We start from the raw sequence: 20,212 nt of genomic DNA, 5'->3' as shown, positions 1-20,212 counted from the left end.
AAAATGGACAATGTTTTAACAGGCCGGTATAGATCACCAACCTGCATTTTGTTTATATAATCCTTTACTATAGTTCATCTGGTTCAATGGCACCGGCAGATATTCATCCCTTCCTTTTTTAAACGAAGCATCTGTCAGGTGCGGACTGCGTGTTTTCTCTACCGCAAAATAAGCATTCAAATATTCGGCCGCAATGCCCCAGCGTACAAGATCGAAAAAACGGTAGCCTTCCATGGCAAACTCCAGCCTGCGCTCCCAACGTACAGCCTGCCTTGCGAAATCCTGCGTCCAGGTACAGTTAACACCAGGTTTATAAATATCAACCTTATAGTTAGACGTAAAAGAACCATCCGCCTGTTTCAATTCACCGGTGCTTTTACCGGCCCTGTCCCTGATACTGTTGACCAGTGCCAGTGCCTCGCCCTGCCTGCCTAACTCCACCAGCGCCTCCGCCTTGAACAGCAACACGTCAGGATAACGGATAATATCCCAGTTCTTGGAGCTCGACATAAAAGGAGGTATCTTCTGAAACGCTGCATCATTAGGTAACACAGCTTCCTTTAAACTCAGGTAGCTGCCATACACATCCGGGGCACGGGCCCATGAACGCTGGTAAATAAAACCAGGATCATACTTGAAAGGATGACCAGGTATCGCTACCGTATGGTCCAGCCGCGGATCAAATGTATTCGTCTGGAAGTCGCTGCCGCCAGTAATGTTCTTATCATTGAAAGTATTGAACATTGGCAGTCCGCCGGCATCCGTCTTGAATGCATTGATCAGGTTATAGCTGGGTGAATGGAACCCACAGCAGCCGTAATCCGTATTCATCGGATAGTTCAGCGCATGTCCGTAATCAAGCCTTCCCTTTGGCGTTCCATCTTCCCTTGAATACTGGATAGCAAATACGGACTCCCTGCTGTTCTCCGTTGCTGATGTAAAATTACCGGCAAAGTCATTATTCAGCTGATAACGGCCGGAACCGATGACCTCATCACACAGCGTATTTACCTGCTGCAAAGTAGCTACGTCTATACTGGTCACCGCATTATTTTCATCCTGCTTATATGCCTGGTACAACAATGCTTTTGCCAGATAAGCCTTTGCTGCGAATTTACTAACCCGTCCTATCTGTACCTGTGTAGCTGGCAGATTGTCTGCTGCGAACTTGAAATCATCCGTGATCTTTGTCCACAGCTCATCATTGCTAAGCGCTTTATTAGAGATCGTAGCATAACTTTCCTTTGGTACTGTTTCATCAATATACGGCATGTACTTAAAAAGGATCTTCAGCAGGAAGTAATAATGCGCACGAAGGAACCGTACCTCCGCCTGCCTAACCACCTTCTCAGGGAATGCCTCTTCACTGATGGCATTCAACCGGCTCAATGCATCATTAGTACGGCCGATACATACATACAACCGGAACCATAACTGGTCAGTCAAACCATTGTCGATCCTGTTCAGTGCAAAGGTTTCATAAAAATGGAACTCACTGATGTCACCGGCGCCATCACCTCCCTTATAAGCATCTCCGCTGCGCAGGTTACCATAAGGCCACATACTGGAATAAGGCGACGTATAATGATCATTGCCCACTGCAGCGTAAGCTGCAGTGACCATCTTGTCTACATTCTCAGGACTATTCAGGTCGTCACTGGAAACAACCGCCTGTGGCGTCTGGTCCAGGAAATTGCTGCAGCTCCCGAATAACAGGCTGCAACTTGTAATAAGATATATAAAACGTTTCATTGTAATAGTGTTTAACAGGTACTTAGAATGACAGGTTCACTCCCACAGTTCCTATCACAGGAATAGGATATGCATTGTTAGGATTCTCCGGATCAGTGGCAGTAAAGCTCTTGCTCTTTACAGTGAACAGATTACTGCCCTGCACATAAACCCTTGCTGTCTGCAAACCGCCGAACAAATGTTTAAAGCTATATCCCAGCTGGATATTCCGCAGCTTCAGGTAAGACCCCGATTCCAGGAAATAAGTAGACGTCCTGTTCTCGTTGTTACGATCTACCAGCGTCAATGCCGGGATGTTGGTATTAGTATGCTGTGGCGTCCAGGCGTCTAATGTGCGGTCTCCCCAGTTTGTTCCTGTCCAAATGGAAGCAAAGTCAGTATATGTCTTAAAGGTGTTATATACCTGTATACCCTGTACTCCCTGCAGGAAGAAAGAAAGATCAAAGTGTTTGTACTCCAGGGCTACATTCAATCCATACACAAAATCAGGATCACCCTTACCGATATAATCACGGTCCTTATCATTGATCTCTTTATCGCCGTTCAGGTCTTTATAACGGATACGTCCAACGCCTTTCCCGATCTGATTAGCATGATCGTCCACTTCTTTCTGCGACTGGAAAATACCATCAGCCACATAACCGAAAGTAGAATTGATAGACCTGCCCAGGATAGTTTTATCCTGCCCGTTACCTGGATAAGAGGTCAGCACTTCATCTGGCAGATAAGTGATCTTGTTACGATAAGTGGACACGTTGCCTGTCAGCGTCAGATTAAGACCAGGAGCAATATCGCCGGTGTAAGCCACCAACACTTCAAGACCTTTATTCTGCATGGATGCACCGTTCGCATAACGCGTACCACCTTCACCGATCACCGCCAGGTAAGCAGGATTGATCAGGATATCAGATGTCTTTTTGATGAAATAATCCACTGACCCTGAAATATGATTATCCAGTAAACCGAAGTCCAGACCCAGGTTCGTCTCCTTCGTGCTTTCCCACTTCAGCGCCGCATTTCCCTGCCTGATCAATGTGAATCCTGAAGGAAGCTGACCAGTACCATTACCACCCAGATCATAAGCGCTACCGCTGTCAAAATCCCAGGTAGGATCAATTCCATAAATAGCAGAATATAAAGTATATGTTGCATTGTTAGCAATCTCCTGGTTACCGCTTCTACCCCATCCTGCACGTAGTTTCAGGTCTGAAATAAATGGCAGGGCATCCTTCACGAAACCTTCTTCACTTATACGCCATCCCAGTGAGAATGCAGGGAACATACCAAAACGGTTCTCTTTTCCGAAGCGGGAAGAACCGTCCCTGCGCAGTGTTACGGAAGCAAGGTACTTGTTATCATATACATAGTTTGCCTTACCGAAATAAGATAACAAAGCATATCCCGCACCTGAACCACCATTATCTTTTTGTGTGGAACCAGCGTCGAGATAGGAGTAATCAATGTTCTCCAATGCATATCCCTGGCGACTACCAAAGAAGCTTTGCTCCATGTATTTGATCTGCTCTTCTCCAAGCAGGAAGTCCAGACGGTGCTTCTTCAGGGAAACATTATACGAGAGCGTATTCTGCCATACCCAGTTACCGTTGTAATCCTGATTGGTATTCACCTGGTTTGTCTTATCGGACAGGAATCCCGATGTATATGATTTACGAAGCGTACGACGGAAGTTGCCATTGTAATCTATACCATAACTGGACCTGAAATGCAGTCCCGGAATGATCTCCAGATCTGCATAAGCATTACCGAACAGTCTTACGAACTGGCCTTTGTTCTGCTTATTATCTTCAATAAGACGTACAGGGTTCTGCCTGTCGGTCATACCTGGCGCAGGGCCGCCCCAGCCACCATCTACACTATGCACAGGGACCACCGGTTGTTGTACAAGCGCTGTAAAAAGAATATCACCACTTGGCACCAATGCATCTTTGATGTAAGTAACAGACAGGTTCTCTCCCACTTTCAGCTTTCCTTTAAAGAAGGAATAGTCTGTATTAAAACGTGCAGTGAGCTTCTGCTGGCGGGTTTCTTTCACAATACCCTTGTTGTTATACATCCCGACAGAAAAGAATGAATTCCCCTTCTCTCCACCATTGGTCAATGAAATATTGTAGTTCTGCAATAAAGATGTTTGCGCGATCTCATCATACCAGTAAGTATCTGCTGGTCGCATCGTCTTAGCTGCATCTATATATTCCGGCAGGATGATCTTATTCAGTACCGGGTTATTAAAATCGCCATTCCAGTCATACTGATAGATCTGGTTATTATTCGGATTGGCGCGATCGTTCACAGCTGCCTGCCAGTAAGCCCGTCCGCGGCCATCTGTATTCAGCGTCTTTATCTTCGTAGTATAATTTTGCAGTGAAGATGAGGCATCTACATTGATCCTGCTAAACCCTTTCTTCGCCTTTTTGGTCGTAACGATGATCACACCGTTTGCCGCACGGGAACCATAAATAGTAGCAGAAGAGGCATCCTTCAATACCTGTATTGATTCAATATCGTTCTGGTTCAGCTCCTGTAAACCTCTCTTGGTAGGTATCCCGTCTATCACATACAAAGGATCATTATTCCCTAGCGTACCGATTCCCCTGATGCGCACAGTAGCGGCACTGTTGGGCGCACCGTCGGTACTGATAGACACTCCCGGGACCCTTCCCTGCAAGGCTTTCAACGGATTACCCAATGGAATATCTTTGATCGCTTCCACATTCACAACAGCTACGGCCCCTGTCAGGTCGGCCTTTTTCTGTGTCTGATAACCAGTCACCACCACCTGGTTCAGATCAGTTAAGTTGTCTTCCAGTTCGATAGACAGTACACTGGTATTGGCCGGCGCAGCCTGTGTCAGCGGCTTCATACCGAGGTAAGTAAAAGTAAGCATGGCGCCGGGGGCTACATTAATGGAGAAATGGCCGGCATTATCTGTAATAGCATTTGCGTTACCCGATTGGATGGTAACACCTGGTAAGGGCGTCTTGCCCTGGCGACTGGTTACAGTGCCCGTATAGAGCTTTTGCTGTGCCACTGCCAACATGCTGAACAGCAGCATAGGTAACAGGTAAAATAATCTTTTCATAATGGGAATTTTTGATGAGTATGGAAATAGTAATAGTTGGTATGTTAATTAATGTCCCGTGCTGATGTATGCCTTATCTTTGATCATGTCTGTTATTTCCTTCGGATGATAATCAGGGCAGCCCCCCGGCTTTGATGCCACCAGCGCCCCTAAAGCATTGGCATACGCAAGGCTGTATGCGGGCGTGCATCCCCTGATCTGTGAAGTAAGGAATCCCGCAAGGAAAGCGTCCCCGCTGCCAATAGTATCGGCCACTTTTACCGGTTGTCCCTCCTGGTAATAAAATTGTTCATCTACGTATCCCATGCATCCCATACTACCCAGTGTAACAATGACCGTTGTGATGTTGAAGCGTACAGACAATGCCAGTACCCGCTCTTCATTTGTTGCATAACTGCCGTACCAGGAAGAGATCAGTTCCAGCTCGCCGATATTCAGCTTCAGCAGATCGCAACTGAAAAGCAACCATTCCAGTGTTTCTTTTGAGTAGTAAGGCGCACGCAGATTAATGTCCAGCACTTTACGCGCTTTAGACTGCAAGGCTTTTTCCAATGTGTTGCGCGATACACTGTTTCTGGCCATCAGACTGCCATATACCAGGTATTGCAGGTCATTACTGCGGAATACATTTTCCAGCGCAGTATCCCAGCCGATATGGTCCCAGGCTACAGGATAAACAATGTCATACTGCATATCCAGCTTTTCATCCATACGGGCATATACCTTACCTGTATCGTACATAGTATCCCGTTGGATAAGATCAGCCGACAGTCCACGCTCCTGCATAATGTCCAGCAACCGCTGTCCATGTTCGTCGCTCCCTGTTCTCGATACCAGTACGACCTGCTGCGATTGTTTATGCAGATGATAGGCGACATTCAATGGCGCCCCGCCCGGCAATTCCTGTTCAGGTAAAATGTCCCACAGTATTTCCCCCAGACTTACGATATTATAATTTGTCATAGCTGTAATCTAGATTTGAAAAATCATTTAGTGTACTACCATCGTCATCTCGATCTCTTCCAATGTCCTGCCTTTGGTTTCAGGCATCCAGCGTAGTACGAATACCAGCTGCAAAACCATCATCAGGCAAAAGAAAAGGAAGATATGCCCGCCCCCGATCCGGGCAGCGAGATATGGGAACGTGAATGCAATAGCTGCTGCCATGATCCAATGTGTGAAGCTGCCCAGTGTCTGCCCTTTCGCGCGTACCTGGTTAGGAAAGATCTCCGATATGAAAACCCAGATCACCGCACCCTGAGAGAAAGCAAAGAACGCGATATAGATAAGAAGGTAAGACACTACCGCAATACCGCCCGTGTGCATGTAGAAGGAAACTGCCACCAGTCCCAGTGTGGCAATCAGTCCCACGGTACCGATCAGCATCAGCTGCCGCCTGCCGATCCTGTCTATAAAACGGATAGCTGTTAAAGTGAAAATGAAGTTGACGATGCCTATACCCACCGTAGAAAGCAGAGAGGAACCTTCGCCCAGACCAGACATTTCGAAAATACGGGGCGCATAATAGATAATGGCATTGATCCCGGATACCTGGTTGAACATGGCAAACAGCACAGCCAGCATAACAGGCGTATTATACTTTGCCTTGAACAGCTTTTCATTTTGTACAGCGCCCGCCTGCACCTGTTGCGACTGACGGATCGTTTCAATGTCTGCCGTATATCCTTCCGGATTGATCACCTTGAGCGTAGCAATAGCCACCTGCTCCTTAATACCTTTCAACAATAACCAGCGTGGGCTCTCAGGTACCCAACGTAGTAATACCAGGAATAAACCGGCAGGTAGGGCCTGCACTCCCAGCATTAGGCGCCAGGAACTGTCTCCGCTCATACCGATCAGGTAATTGGACAGGTAGGACACCAGGATGCCCAGCACCACGTTAAACTGGAAAAGAGCTACCATGCGTCCCCTGAACCTGGCCGGCGATACCTCTGATATATATACCGGGGCAGTAACTGAAGAAGCCCCTACGCCCAGCCCTCCGATAAAACGGCATAACAGGAAAAGGTACCAGTTAGTAGCCATCGCAGTCCCTACAGCGGAAATAAGATAGATGGCAGCAACCAGTAAAAGGGTAGCCTTCCGTCCCAGCTTGTCAGAAGGGATACTTCCCCCCAGGGCGCCGAATACTGTACCTATTAAAGCAATAGATACCGTAAACCCATGCTGTACTTCAGATAAACCCCAGTATTGCTGAATAGACTGCTCAGCACCGGAAATAACCGCGGTATCGAAACCGAAGAGGAAACCACCCAGGGCGACTACAAACGCCCAGAAAAACACCGTTTTATTAGCCATAACGCAGAATCATTTATGGCTCAAACGTACTCAATCACGAATGGGGCTCCTTACACCTCCGTCTCTATTACTATCAAATTTGTAACTTTCATAAAAAATTACAATCTTGTAGCTATCAGCGGGTTAAATAGATGAACAATAAAGATCACGCACGGATAATTTCATTTTTGTATCATTGTTTTTAGAAATTGCATCATTCCACCGTTTTAAAAAGGTCCACGTTGTCAGCCAGCTTTTTCAGATATATCTATATTTTTTTCCTGCCGGCTATTTTTTGCTGGGCAGGCTGCCGTCAGGAAACGGAGCCAAAATACCGTATCGGTTTCTCTCAATGTACCGGTAACGACGACTGGCGACGGAACATGCTCACCGAAATGAAAAGAGAGCTGTTCTATCATCCTGAAATGAAACTATTATATAAGGATGCAGAAAGCAGTAGCCCGCGGCAGGTAGCACAGATCCGTGAACTCCTGAAAGAGAATATTGACATCCTGCTCGTATCTCCCAACGAAGCGACGCCCCTGGCGCCTGTTATTGCCGAAGTATATGGCAAAGGCATCCCGGTGATCATACTTGACCGCAAGGCCGCTACCGATTCGTTTACGGCCTATATAGGAGGCGATAACCGGAACATTGGAAAACTGGCGGCCGAGTATATCGCCGCTCAATTACACGGCAAAGGAAAGATCATTGAGGTTACCGGACTAAGAGGCTCCTCCCCGACTGTCGAAAGACATGAAGGCTTCCGCAATGCAATGGCCAAATACCCTGGCCTTGAACTGACCGCCACCCTGGAGGGAAGCTGGGTAGCCGATAAAACAAGAGAAGCAGCTGAAAAGAATGAAGCAGCACTCCGCCAGGCCGATATCATCTTTGCTCAGAATGATGTTATGGCTTATAGCATGTATCAATATTGCCGGGACAGGGACATCGACCACGTCCGGTTCATTGGCGTCGACGCCTCACCCTACCCCGATGCCGGTATAGACCTTGTGTCACGCGGCGTACTAAGCGCCTCCCTCCTTTATCCCAGCGGCGGTAAGGAAGCCATCAGTATGGCGGCCAATATCCTGGCAGGAAAGAAACCTCCCCGTAATACACTGCTTCAAACGGTCCTGATAGACAGCAGCAATGTAAAGCTGATGCGCCTTCAGATCGACAAGATACAGGCCCAGCACCAGGAAATAGAACAACAACAATCCCTGTTACAGGAACAACGCCGCCTGTACCAGGACCAGCAACACCTGTTACGTATTGTGGCTACCTCCCTCTGCGTCGCCTTCTTATTAGGGATCGTGCTGTTCTTCATCCTGCGTACCAACCGGCGTATCAACCGTCAGCTGAAACAGCAGCGGGATGAAATACTCCAGCAACGCGATCAGCTGGTAGAAATGACAGGTAAAGCAGAAAAAGCTACTGAAGCCAAGTTTGCCTTTTTCACCAACCTCTCCCATGAATTCCGTACGCCGCTTACCCTGATCCAGGCGCCCCTGGAAAGTCTGCTTGCCGGCCGTCAGCTATCATCGCTTCAGAAACAACAACTGGAACTGATGCGCAGGAACGTCGTACGTCTCATGCGACTCGTGAATCAGCTGCTGGAGTTCCGTAGAATAGAAAGCGGCAAACTGCAGCTGAAGGTATCAGAGAATGAGCTGCCTGCTTTCGTGACAGAGATCATGGAAGCATTCAAGGGCATTGCCGTTAAAAAACATATCGACTTCCGCCTTATCAGCCGTCAACCGGGTATTAAAGCCTGGCTCGACCAGCGCCTGTTTGACCGCGTACTGTATAACCTCTTGTCCAACGCGTTCAAGTTTACGCCCGACTACGGCAAGGTGCATATCTACCTGGAATTATCTGCCAGCAGCGAGGAAGCCATATTGCGCATCGAAGACGATGGCGCTGGGATGGACGAGAACACCCTGATGCATGCCTTTGAGCTATTTTATCAAAGCAGAGAAAGTGAACACAAAGGTACTGGCATCGGACTGGCGCTAAGCCGGGAGATCATCCAATCACATCATGGAACTATCTCAGTAAAAAGTAAAAAGGGCGCCGGTACAACGTTCACCATCACACTTCCTGCCAACAGCGCACCGTTTGCCCAGGATGAGATCCAGCAGGAAGAAGAACATATTAATGTGATCAATGAGTCACTGCACAATTATGTTGAAGAACTGGAGAACATGGGACCTGTTACCACTATTGTACCTTCCCGTACGGAACGATCACACTCCCTGCTCATCATAGAAGATCACCCTGACCTGAACAGTTTCCTGGCAGGTTATCTTAGCGAATACTACGAAGTATTTCATGCCAGGAATGGTGAAGAAGGTCTTAAACTGGCATTCCGCCACGTACCGGATATCATCATCTGCGATATCATGTTACCAGGTATAGATGGTATCAAGGTGTTGGAAACAATAAAGAAAGATATCAGGACTTCCCATATTCCTGTAATGCTGTTAAGTGCCAATAACAGTGAAGAACAAAGGATCAGGGGCATGCAGCACAGGGCGGATGCGTATATCAGCAAGCCGTTTAATATGCAATACCTGAAAGAAAGTATTGCCAGTATGCTCAGTAACCGCGCACTGCTGAAAGATCACTATATCACGGAACCAGAAACAAGGGTACACACCGTCCAGTCTAATAAACCGGACAGAAAGTTTATAAATGATTTCACAGCGATCGTAGAAGAGAACCTGGGAAATGATCAGTTTAATGTAGAGGACATCTGTACACAACTGTCTGTTTCTAAAATGCAGTTATACCGTAAAGTGAAGCAGCTGCTGGAATGTAATGTCAATGACTTTATTCTCGATGCAAGAGTTAAAAAAGCGAAGTATCTGCTGGTTAATTCGCAATCTACTATTTCTGAAATAGCCTATACCTGCGGGTTCTCCTCGCCGGCTTATTTCTCTACGGTATTCAAGGCACGATGTCAGCAAACGCCAAAGGCATTCAGAGAGCAGGCTTTTAAGAAACCAGGGATAATCTGATCTGCAAATCAAATAACATAAACTGATAAAAAGAAAATCCGGTAGCGAAGAACACTACCGGATTTTCTTTTTATTCTAATGATGTTTAAAGCTCCGCAAATACCTTTTCTCTGCTCGCTGCCAGCAAGTCCAGCACATCTTCTTTGGTACCGGTAAATGGCCCTGAAGATTCGATCTTCAATGTCGCCATTGCAGCCGCGAATTCTCCTGCCTCCTGGAAAGAAGCACCTTTCGTCCGCTGATACAGGTATCCTGCCATATAAGTATCTCCGCATCCTGTAGCATCAATAACAGCCGTCGGTAAGTACGCCGGAATATGATGGAATACGCCATTAGCGTAGATCACAGACCCCATGCTACCTAACGTAATTACGACTTCTTTTACACCCCATTCAGCCAGTACTTTCGCGCCTTTACGTACATCGCTGATACCAGTCAGTACTTCCATTTCATGCTCATTCGCTTTTAGGGTATGTATATATTTCAATGCATCCTGTTTCGCAGGCCAGTCTATTGCATGCACATTATGGTTCTCTACCTTACGCAGATAACCCTGCACATCGAGCGCTACCTTTCCACGCTCAGATAATGATCTGATTAATTCTACCGGAATATCATCGGCCAGCAATGGGCCTAAGTGGAAGATACGGGCGTCCGTATGAGATAATGCTTCAATGGAAAAGGGATCTGCTTTCTGCAATACCCGCTGCGTACGGTGGTCCTGATTCTCGGAGTAGATATTCTCAAAGTAGACAGTATGCCTGCTCGGTACAACGTCCACCTCAATGCCTTTCTCGCGTAATTGTACTACTGTGTTCATTTCACTTTCTGCAAGCCCTGTTACCAGTCTATACTTAACATCCATATGACGGATTGCGTTGGAAAAGTAAAACGAAGTGCCTCCTGCCATATGCACCACAGATTTGGTGGTTACTACTTTGTCCAATGTGATATGCCCTACGCAACAAATATCGTACATGCTGTTTCTTATATGATTATTATATCAACTAATATGCTAAATAAGCGTCAAATATAGTCAATAGATGACTATCCGCGGTAATATAGTCTGAAAGAACGAACATTTACATTGATTTTCAATACACTACAAAACACATCTTCCACTTTTAAACCACAAAAAATGGCCAGCTCCGGCATCTTGTCATAAACCTTCTATCGCAATACTCAATTTCCACTCATTTAATGTTGCAACAGGATAACAGTATGCTGATATGCCGTAACAGTGTTCAAACAATTAGCGCAGCAACAGGAAAATAAAAAAGTATATATCAGTTAATCACACATTATCTGTAGTTTAAATATTGCAATAATGCAATCTCAAAAGTTCACTATAATCCATATTTTTTTTCTAAATAATTTATCTACATTCACTCAACCCTTATTTGTAGCATTTAGAGTTTCAACCAAGCACACAAAATCTATCAATTTTCCAATCTGTCTTCATTTACTGTTAATCACTTTTAAAAAAAGCTCTATGAAAAGAAGTCAACTCATTGCCCTAGCATTCCCCATTATGATGCTGATGACTATTGCCTCCTGTACGAAAGACGACAAAACGATCAAGATCCGCGACGGCGTCATCGATCAGAAACACCAGGACAGGGGCTTTATTATTATCGCTAAAGAAGGTGCTAAACTGGAAAACATTTCAGAAAGCCTGAGTAAATTACGCGTAAGAAATTTCAAACTGAAAACAGCCAATCCGGAATTAGGCCTGATCAGGGTACAAACGCCGGACCCCTCATTCCCCGAAAAAGCAAGGCAGGTTGCTGATGTAGAATCAGTAGTCATTGACCTTGTACAAAGCTGGAGACTTCCAGAAAAAGTATACCGTGCAAACAAAATACCTGCCTCCGGTGCAAACCTCTCCGGAGCAAAATCAAAGTCGCTGGCCAGCAATCCATACAGCTTCCTCCAATGGGGCTTGCAATCTGTAAAAGCACCGCAGGCCTGGGATAAAGGCTACAAAGGCAGAGGCGCTAAAGTAGCTGTGCTTGATGGAGGTTTCCTCCTGGGTAACCCGGAAATAGCTCCCAACATCATTAATACCAAAAGCTTTATTGAAGGTGAGGAAGTACAGTATCATGGTGCGGATGGTTTCAGCCACGGTACACATGTTGCCGGTACCATTGCTGCGCTGGATGATGAAGTTGGCGTAGTAGGCGTTGCTCCTGAAGTAAAACTGATCCTCGTAAAAGTATTGTCCGACGCGGGTTCCGGACCATTCAGCGCTATGATCGATGGTATCTTCTATGCTACAAAGCAAAACGCTGACGTCATCAACATGAGCCTCGGCGGAGAATTACCACGTAAAACTTATAAGGACGACAACGGTACGCCCGACGATCCTTCCGATGACATTATAGTAGAATATGACAGGGATATTAAAGACCTGATCAAAGCTATCAACAGGGCTACAGTATGGGCTAATTTGAATGGTACTACTGTTGTTGCTGCTGCCGGTAATGATGCTTATGATTACGATACTGAGAAAAGATTTATTACCTACCCCGCTGCTGCGCTGGGCGTAATATCTATTTCTTCTAACGGCCCGCTGGGTTGGGGCATCAACCAGGATACTACACTCTATAGACCATCCATCTTCACAAACCACGGCAAAAACTTCATTTCATATGGCGCACCTGGCGGTAACTGGGCAGAACCATTGAATATCACGATCGTTAATGTTGGTGGTATTGTCTTCTATGAGTACGTATTCAATTTTGTCTTCAATATCGGCTTCTGGGATGAAGCAACAAATGAATACTCCTATGGCTGGTCTGCCGGTACAAGTATGGCGGCTCCTCACGCCAGTGCGGCAATCGCATTGCTGTATGGCAAACACCGGAATATGAACCCATTACTGGTCGAGCTCATATTGCGTAAATCATCTACCGACTACGGATTACCAGGTAAAGATGCCTTCTTCGGCAATGGACAGATCAATGCAGGAAAAGCGGTTAGTTATTAATATCATGAAAGAAAAAGCCCGTCTGCTTTAAGCGGACGGGCTTCTCTTATTATTATTTCTTCTTCCCGTAATCAAATACGAGCTGACAGAATATTTTCACGCCTGCATCCAATCGGGAGTCGTCAATATAAAAGTCCGGTGTATGATGTGCAGCTGCTTTAGCCGGATCAGTACCTGCTGGTAATCCTCCCAGGAAAAAGAAGAACGCAGGGGCTTTGTCGCCATAAAATGAAAAGTCTTCCGCACCGGTCGTCCAATCTCCTTCCTTCACATTCTCTGCGCCAACGGCAGCCTCTAATGACGGTACCATCTGTTCCACCAGCGCAGGATCATTAAAGGTCACTTTCGTCTTCGTATCAATAGTCACTTCTGCAGAAGCACCCGATGCCTCTGCTATTTTCGTTGCTGTTACTTTCATCTTCTCGTGTACCTCCTGCTGCATCTTTCCGTCCAGCGTACGGATAGTGCCCTCCATGATCAGCTCTTCCGGAATGATGTTACTCCGCACGCCGCTGTGTATTTTACCGACCGTGATCACAACAGGTGCTTTAGTCAGTTCTATCTGCCTGCTTACAATAGTTTGAAAGCCCTGTATGATCTGTGCAGCTACCACAACAGGATCAATGCCATGCCAGGGCTGGGAGCCATGAGATTGTTTTCCTTTCACCTTCACGACGAACCAGTCGCTTGATGCCATCTCAGCACCCGACTTATATTTCACGGTACCAATAGGTGTCTGTGAATTGATATGTAACCCAAAGATGGCATCCACTTTCGGATTGTCCATAACACCTTCTTTGATCATCAGTGGAGCACCGCCTTCTTCATCGCCTGGCGCACCTTCTTCTGCCGGTTGAAAGATGAACTTGACTGTTCCTGGTACATCCTTTTTCATAGAAGTTAGTACAGATGCCGTACCAAGTAACATGGCCACATGTGTGTCATGGCCGCAGGCATGCATAACGGGTACCTGCTGACCAAGATAATCGGCAGTATCTACTGACTTAAAAGGAAGATTCGCCCTTTCATATACAGGCAAAGCATCCATATCAGCACGTAAGGCGACGACAGGGCCAGGCTTGCCGCCCTTCAGGATAGCCACTACACCTGTTTTGCCAACGCCTGTCTGCACATCAAGACCTAAGGCTTTTAAACGGGCTGCTACATAAGCACCGGTCTTATATTCCCGGTTAGAGAGCTCAGGATGCTGATGAAGATATCTTCTCCAGGATACGACAGAATCTTTAATACTGGCAACGTTCTTATCCAGTTCTTTCAGCTGAGCCATCGTCAGCATGGGTACAAATGTCAGTAATGCAATAAGCCCCGGTTTCATAAGCAATAAAAGATTTTGGTTGATGGATATACTACAAAATAGAGATTTTCGGCTTATTTCCGTCGGAAATCTCTAATTGCGCTCACTGTACCGGCTATACTTATATCAGCATCACGGGAAGCCGGAATCATCTTCCTGACTGATGACCGTCATGCCTCACTCCCGCCCGCCCCGCTAATTTGCAGTATCAAATGAAAGGATATACACTATGAAGACATTATGCAAAACAATCGCCCTGCTGTTTTTAACACACCAATTGACGACAACCACTATCGCACAGCAGAAGAATGATTTCACGCTCACTATCAACGGTACGTCCACTATGCATGATTGGGAAATGAAAACATCCAAGATCGCCTGCAATGCTACTTTTACATTCTATGAAGACGGTGAGCTGGGCGGACTGACCCTACTCAATTTTACCATGCCTTCAGAAAGCCTGAAAAGTGAACGTACCGGCCTTGATGCCGTAGCATATAAAGCACTGAAAACAAGCAAATACCCTACCATCACTTTTAACCTCAAATCAGCAACCGTGTCTAAACAAGGCACTGTCATTATCTGCACCGGCGATCTTACTGTAGCCGGTGTTACCCGGACCATCGACATTGCAGGAGCCACACAGGTCAATGCAGATAAAAGCATCAACGTCAAAGGCAGTAAGCAAATCAACATGCGCGACTTCGATATTGACCCTCCGGCGTTCCTCTTCGGTCAGTTCACAACCGGCGAAGATGTGACCATCTCTTTTAACCTGACCTTCAGGCATTAAAACAGCCTGCTCTTCCCGCCTGACTTAAAAGGCTAAAACGTTATCAGCATCTGATAAAATATGCACATCCTGGATAAGGCAATTCCGGGATCTTGCAAGCTGCATCACATTTTATTCTAAACAGGTCTATACATGAGGAAATTAATTGCCATTTTCCCGTTGCTTCTGGCAGGCATCATGCCGGTTAAATATGCATCAGCACAGGAAAAAGACGGCGTACATGAAATGTCGAAAGACTATCAGGCGCCCAAAGATCCATTAGTGATCAGAAAACTGTCCCAATGGCAGGACCAGCGTTTCGGGCTGTTCATGCACTGGGGTACCTATACGCTTTGGGGCGAAGTAGAAAGCTGGAGTATCTGTCCGGTTGACTGGGTAGTGAGGAAAGGTCCCTACAGTGAGGATTATAACACGTATAGAAGCGCTTATGAACATCTGCAGTATGATTTCAACCCGGTAGACTTTAACCCTGAAAAATGGGAGAAAGCAGCTAAAGCAGCGGGTATGAGGTATGTGATCTTCACAACAAAACATCATGACGGATTTTGCATGTTCGATACGAAGGAGACCGATTATAAGATCACCAGTCCCAATACCCCTTTCTCTAAGAATCCGCGCAGCAATGTAACTAAAGAGATCTTTGATGCATTCCGGAAGGACAGCTTCATGATCGGCGCCTATTTCTCAAAACCCGACTGGCATAGCCAGTACTTCTGGTGGAAATATTATCCGCCGAAAGACGAGCACGTAAACTACGATATTAAAAAGTTCCCTGATCGCTGGCAGAAGTTTAACGACTTCACATACAACCAGATCCAGGAACTGATGACCGGTTACGGTCCTATCGATATCCTCTGGCTGGATGGCGGCTGGGTAAGACCTGACGGCAAACAAAGCATTGATATGCCAAAGATCGTCGGCATGGCCCGTAATCACCAGCCGGGGCTGATCGTCGTTGACAGAACTGTTCCGGGTGAATTTGAAAACTATACTACGCCGGAACAATCCATTCCCGACAAACCACTACCTTACCCATGGGAAACCTGTATGACAATGGGTTACTCCTGGAGTTACAGTCCGCGGGATACCTACAAGCCATCCAGGCAGCTGGTATCCCTGCTCGTAAAGATCGTATCAAGAGGCGGCAACTTCCTGTTGAATATCGGCCCCAGTGAAAAGGGTGACTGGCATCCTGAAGCATACAAACGTCTGGAAGATATGGGCAAGTGGATGGACATCAATGGAGAAGGTATTCATGGATCCAGACCGGTAGCACCTTACTCCGATAAGAACATCTATTTCACGCAGTCTAAAGACCAGCATTCTTTATATGCTTATTATCTTTCTGACAGTGACGATGTGAAGCTGCCGGCAGAAGTAACATTTGCTGTGCAGGATATCAAAAAGATCAGCCGCGTAACGCTGTTAGGAACTAAAGCCAAACTTCAATGGACGTTGAAGGACGGTCAGCTGACCATTAAGATACCGAAGAACATACAAGCGCAAAGCGGCCTGAAATACAGTGCAGCATTCAAGATCAGTGCATAATTAACAATCATCTCATACTTGAGGGGCGTATCACGATGTGGTACGCCCTTTTTTGTCCGTCTTCACAGGAAAGGAATAGCCATTTTATCAGTATAATAATTCTTCCCTGTGATTATTTTCTCTTCCCGGCGAATAATTACCTTTAGCACAAATTTTCTACCTCAAAACCAATGTGAAAACTAAAACAATGAAACAATTTTTCTCTACCCTTGCACTGGTTGCCACTTTCCTGTGTAACCCAGACTACATTTATGCACAACAGTGCCCCGGCCATCCATTATTCACCAATATGGCAAACTTCGAAGTAGCGTCATGCGATACAAAGGAATTTGACAAGATAACATTTACGATCCTGGACAAAGCCAAAGGGACCTCTACCCAGGTCGAGAAAACAGGAGAGTTCCTGGAAGTATCATTTAAGGTCTTCATCGTCGGACACACCGATAATACAGGTGATTTTCAACATAATATTGCCCTATCCAAACAGCGTGCTACCGCCGTTGTTAGTGAACTAACCGCCAAATACGCAGTCCCCGCCACCCAGCTTACTGCAGATGGTGTCGGTTCACTATCGCCGGTAGGGTCGAATGCAAATGAGGAAAGCAAAGCAAGGAACCGAAGAGTAGAAATGGTGCAGAAATAGCTTAACGATAAAAAATTCCGGGAAAATCAAGTTTATATTACTACATTTAGCCGTATTACGACAACTCAATTAACAGAAGAACTATCTTCCTCACTTCCTGAATAACCTATAGCCCACAGGTAATAACACCCTATTTTTCTATTCACATAGATCTGGAGCGGCTATTACTTCATCTGATTTCCCTTATCTCACCACATGTCTAAAAACGTACAACATGAAAAAAAATGTAATTGTCGGTATTTCCCTCATGGCATCATGCGGCCTTGTATGGCTGGGCGCATGCAACAATACGAACACCAACAAAACTACCGAAAGCACAGCTGAAAATGCAACCTATTCCCGTATTCAGTTACCGCAGGATGTAATGGCTAGCTGCACTGTTACCAAAGACACCTTTAACACCTGGTTTAAAAGTGGCACAGCTGCTGAAAACGGATTGGTCTCTCCCGCTAACAGTGTCACTTTCGGCCATCAGAACAATTGCGATTTCTATCAATGGTCAGAACGTATGTTCCTGTGGGTCACATCTCCATCTTCAGCAGAGTATGCCGGAAGCTCTGTAATGGCTTCACCTGTATTTTATACTGTGGTGGCTAGTCCCGCCGGAGGTTTGCAACTGGAGAAACATACACCGGAAATAATTCCGGTAGCTACCAGCAGCGTAGAAAAAAATGGTCCTAACAGATTACCCGTTTTCAGAGATAAAAAAGGTCGTCTGTTTGAAGTAATGGTCCATAAAGCAGGAGAAAAAGTGTTGATAAAAAACAAGGCAGGTAAACTGATAGAATTAGGGAATGTTGAAAAGGCTTACAACGCTCCCGCCCTGTTAAAAGACAAAGCAGGCAACAAGATCGAGCAACCGCTGATCGTAACCAGACTGCTCCATGCTGAAAATGTACTTCACGTATTCCCCACCAGTACAGGAAAAGTTATCTTAGATATTAATGGCAATGAGGTAGACGGAGAAGTAAACCAGGCAACAAATAATGCATTGATCGCTCAGAATAATTCCATGGTATATTATATTACAATGGTCAATGACATGTATGCCTACTATCTAACCGCAATTAATGATCCGAACTTTAAGAATGATAGCATTTCCAATCAGCAATTCCCTACTACAGCAAAGGAAAGGACCTGCATCGTTAACTATGCAAAAACACATGGATATCCTGTCCCTACAGACTCAAACGCACTTACTATGGAACTGAAGACCTCCTGGGTAATTGCCGACAGCCTGGATAACCCTGAAGACTACTTCTTAATGGATGCTATGATCCCAACATATACCGCATCCTCGGATACCCTGTGGAAACCTGCCGGACAACAAAAAGCAAAACTTGCGTTGGTAGGTGTACATATTGTCGGTAGTGTAGCAGGCCACCCTGAAATGATCTGGGCCACATTCGAGCATCACAGCAATACACCTAATGCAGCGTATCAATATATCAACAACAAAGGCCAGGTAAATACCGTTGCAGCAAATACCGGATCCTGGCTCTTTAATAGCAATGCATCCGAAACGCCCTACAATGTAGCCTACATCAATTACGACAAAACCACACAAAACCTGTTGGCCAGTCCGGGTAACCAGATTGCCCCCAGCAATACACAACGTATATTTCCGTTCGGAACAGCTATGGGCACAGTCCCTAACCAACAGGATACCAGTGCTTCCGCCTCCAATACCGAACTTATCTCTATTAACAACTCGATCATGAGTTTAATACAAGGTAAGGATATCAGGAAGAACTATGTGTTCATCGGTGCTGTTTGGACATTTGGCGGCTCCGCACCAACAGGCAGTATCTATCCGGCAGATTCCACTTCAGGTGGCGCTATTGGTACAAGCGTGTTGGCTAACAGCACAATGGAAACTTACTTCCAGTCCACCAGTTTCACCTGCTTTACCTGTCATAGCGGAGGCTCATTGCAACCAGCTGCTTTAAGCCACGTCTTTGGCAGCATTAAACCATTGAATGAAACACTCCTTAAGAAGATCGCTCAGGATCAGAAAAAATAAGATCTCTATATAACGTTTGAAGGAGGAAAGCATGTCCGCATGTTTTCCTCCTTCTTCATTTGTACCAGCGGAGCCTGCTTAACGTTCCTTTACAAATCCCTTAACTTTTTATTACGATATGATTCTACAATTTGCATCGTCACCTATAAACTTAACGACTATGTTAAAGAATTTTACTATTGCATTGTTTTTATCGGCATTCGCCACATTTTCTACTACACACAGTTATGCACAGGCCAAGATTGCCTATATCAATATGCAGCAATTGGTAACAGGCATGCCAGAAGCCAAACGTGCATACGATACATTACAGGTTTATCAGCAGGAGCTGGCCAAAGACGGGCAGGCGCTCATCACAGAATTTCAGCAGATGGCAACAAAGTTCCAGGAAGATGAAGCTACCTTAAAACCAGACATGAAGGAGATCCGGCTTAAACAACTGGAAACGGCAAAATCCAATATTGAGGAATACAGAATGCGTATGGAACAGAAGATCGGCGCCCGTGAACAGGAACTTACAGCTCCTATTCTTGCAAAGGCAAAAAAAGCGGTATCTGATCTGGCAACAGAGAAAGGATTTGTTTGTGTACTGGATAACTCAAAAGAGATCATTATAACCGCCACCTGCGAGGACCTGCTACCGGCAGCCAGACAGAAACTGGGTATCAAATAGTTGTTTGTGTTAGTTAATAAGAAAAGGGCTGCCTCATTTTTGAAGCAGCCCCTTT

Annotated in this window: 13 protein-coding genes; 7 read left to right on the top strand and 6 right to left on the bottom strand. The window is 45.8% G+C overall.

The genetic code is table 11. The features are described from left to right. Positions 1-33: 33 nt before the first annotated feature. Genes C7475_RS17195 through C7475_RS17180 form a run of 4 tightly spaced genes read right to left on the bottom strand, consistent with a single transcriptional unit; the run spans position 34 to position 7,171 of the window. Positions 34-1,752: a RagB/SusD family nutrient uptake outer membrane protein gene (locus C7475_RS17195; protein WP_110054611.1), complete on the bottom strand. Its 1,719-nt coding sequence runs from the start codon at positions 1,750-1,752 to the stop codon at positions 34-36. A gap of 22 nt (positions 1,753-1,774) precedes the next feature. Next, positions 1,775-4,852, bottom strand: coding sequence for a TonB-dependent receptor (locus C7475_RS17190; protein WP_110054610.1), 3,078 nt, complete (start codon positions 4,850-4,852; stop codon positions 1,775-1,777). 48 nt (positions 4,853-4,900) lie between these two features. After that, positions 4,901-5,815 (bottom strand): carbohydrate kinase, encoded by a 915-nt coding sequence (locus tag C7475_RS17185; RefSeq protein WP_110054609.1) that lies wholly within the window; start codon positions 5,813-5,815, stop codon positions 4,901-4,903. Between the two features lie 27 nt (positions 5,816-5,842). Next, positions 5,843-7,171: a sugar porter family MFS transporter gene (locus tag C7475_RS17180; protein WP_110054608.1), complete on the bottom strand. Its 1,329-nt coding sequence runs from the start codon at positions 7,169-7,171 to the stop codon at positions 5,843-5,845. 221 nt (positions 7,172-7,392) lie between these two features. On the opposite strand from C7475_RS17180, the gene C7475_RS17175 reads away from it, so the two are divergent. Then, a complete protein-coding gene (locus C7475_RS17175; RefSeq protein WP_110054607.1) occupies positions 7,393-10,173 on the top strand; it encodes a substrate-binding domain-containing protein in 2,781 nt (926 codons plus the stop codon). A gap of 85 nt (positions 10,174-10,258) precedes the next feature. Here C7475_RS17175 and C7475_RS17170 read toward each other — a convergent pair whose 3' ends face one another. Continuing rightward, positions 10,259-11,152: a PfkB family carbohydrate kinase gene (locus tag C7475_RS17170; protein WP_110054606.1), complete on the bottom strand. Its 894-nt coding sequence runs from the start codon at positions 11,150-11,152 to the stop codon at positions 10,259-10,261. Between the two features lie 513 nt (positions 11,153-11,665). Here C7475_RS17170 and C7475_RS17165 point away from each other — a divergent pair. Beyond that, positions 11,666-13,162 (top strand): S8 family serine peptidase, encoded by a 1,497-nt coding sequence (locus tag C7475_RS17165; RefSeq protein WP_158286529.1) that lies wholly within the window; start codon positions 11,666-11,668, stop codon positions 13,160-13,162. 52 nt (positions 13,163-13,214) lie between these two features. Here C7475_RS17165 and C7475_RS17160 read toward each other — a convergent pair whose 3' ends face one another. Further along, positions 13,215-14,498 (bottom strand): amidohydrolase, encoded by a 1,284-nt coding sequence (locus C7475_RS17160; RefSeq protein ID WP_110054604.1) that lies wholly within the window; start codon positions 14,496-14,498, stop codon positions 13,215-13,217. A 208-nt stretch (positions 14,499-14,706) separates the two neighbouring features. Between C7475_RS17160 and C7475_RS17155 the strand changes: the two genes are divergently transcribed. The 5 genes from C7475_RS17155 (at position 14,707) to C7475_RS17135 (ending at position 20,157) form a co-directional block, all read left to right on the top strand. Next, complete coding sequence (locus C7475_RS17155; protein WP_110054603.1) at positions 14,707-15,270, top strand: YceI family protein; 564 nt, start codon at positions 14,707-14,709, stop codon at positions 15,268-15,270. Between the two features lie 132 nt (positions 15,271-15,402). Further along, positions 15,403-16,818 carry an alpha-L-fucosidase gene (locus C7475_RS17150; protein WP_110054602.1) on the top strand — a complete coding sequence of 472 codons (1,416 nt, stop codon included), beginning with the start codon at positions 15,403-15,405 and terminating at the stop codon, positions 16,816-16,818. Between the two features lie 187 nt (positions 16,819-17,005). After that, on the top strand, positions 17,006-17,461 hold the full coding sequence (locus C7475_RS17145) for an OmpA family protein (RefSeq protein ID WP_110054601.1): 456 nt from the start codon (positions 17,006-17,008) through the stop codon (positions 17,459-17,461). A gap of 214 nt (positions 17,462-17,675) precedes the next feature. Next, positions 17,676-19,484 (top strand): hypothetical protein, encoded by a 1,809-nt coding sequence (locus C7475_RS17140; protein WP_110054600.1) that lies wholly within the window; start codon positions 17,676-17,678, stop codon positions 19,482-19,484. A 160-nt stretch (positions 19,485-19,644) separates the two neighbouring features. After that, positions 19,645-20,157, top strand: coding sequence for an OmpH family outer membrane protein (locus tag C7475_RS17135; RefSeq protein WP_158286528.1), 513 nt, complete (start codon positions 19,645-19,647; stop codon positions 20,155-20,157). The last annotated feature ends 55 nt before the right edge of the window (positions 20,158-20,212 follow it).

The organism is Chitinophaga sp. S165 (genome assembly GCF_003182155.1).
Classification (GTDB): domain Bacteria; phylum Bacteroidota; class Bacteroidia; order Chitinophagales; family Chitinophagaceae; genus Chitinophaga.
The sequence above is the reverse complement of the archived record's forward strand: the minus strand, read 5'-3'. Positions and strand labels throughout refer to the sequence as shown.